This is a genomic window from Citrobacter sp. 50677481, assembly GCF_001463265.1.
Classification (GTDB): domain Bacteria; phylum Pseudomonadota; class Gammaproteobacteria; order Enterobacterales; family Enterobacteriaceae; genus Citrobacter_A; species Citrobacter_A sedlakii.
This window is the reverse complement of sequence record NZ_LNHZ01000017.1, coordinates 1-468: the sequence shown is the minus strand read 5'-3', so window position 1 is coordinate 468 and position 468 is coordinate 1. Positions and strand designations below refer to the sequence as shown.

General features: G+C 49.4%; 1 tRNA gene. It reads left to right on the top strand.

The features are described from left to right. Positions 1-77 precede the first annotated feature (77 nt). Positions 78-154, top strand: a tRNA-Pro gene (locus APU02_RS04870). Positions 155-468: the final 314 nt, after the last annotated feature.

Here is a 468-nt window from a genome sequence, read left to right as displayed (position 1 = left end):
CGGACGTGGGGGTTCAAGTCCCCCCCCTCGCACCACGACTTAATGAATTGAACTAAAAATTCAAAAAAGCAGTACATCGGCGAGTAGCGCAGCTTGGTAGCGCAACTGGTTTGGGACCAGTGGGTCGGAGGTTCGAATCCTCTCTCGCCGACCAATTTTGAACCCCGCTTCGGCGGGGTTTTTTGTTTTCTGCGCTTCAACGTCTGCTGTTGTCGCCAGACGACATCCCGCATGTTCATTGTCGCCAATCAGTGACAGATAATCCTTTGAAAATAAACTATTTACTTTTATAGCCTGATAGATGTCTCTGCCTGGCGACAATCTGTGCGCGATAGCGCAGACGATCCTGCCGTTAACTGTCGCTATCGCGCGCCATTACAGGCCCGGTAAAAAGTCTTAATCCCTATTTTTGGCGGTGCAATTCTGGCATGCAATGTGCAATAATATACGCGTAGATGCTCATTCCAT